The following is a 309-nucleotide window of genomic DNA, read 5'->3' as shown; positions in this document are numbered from 1 at the left end:
CACTGTCGTCGCTGTCGTGCTGGTGCCGCTCAAGGTGACACTAAAGACTAAATTACCACCTTCACCAACCGTCGGGCTGCTGACCGATGTCACTACCAAGCGATCATCATCGCCACCACCTGTGCCGGTAGCATCATCATGTATCGTCGTCGTCACACTCGCCGTGCCTAACGTCGCATTAGTCGGTGCAGATAAGTTCACCTGGAAGTTTTCAGCTCCTTCAAACACCGTGTCATTGCTAATCGCAACCGTAATCGTTTTACTGGTTTCACCCGGAGCAAACGTGACGTTACCAGCCACTGCTGTGTA

1 protein-coding gene is annotated in these 309 nt (G+C 52.4%); it reads right to left on the bottom strand.

The features are described 5' to 3' along the window. Nucleotides 1-309 (bottom strand): Calx-beta domain-containing protein (locus ACO0KW_RS20410; RefSeq protein ID WP_423055179.1); only part of this gene is annotated, 309 nt, incomplete at both ends.

This window comes from Undibacterium sp. Ji22W, from assembly GCF_049340305.1.
Lineage (GTDB): Bacteria > Pseudomonadota > Gammaproteobacteria > Burkholderiales > Burkholderiaceae_D > Undibacterium.
The sequence above is the reverse complement of the archived record's forward strand: the minus strand, read 5'-3'. Positions and strand labels throughout refer to the sequence as shown.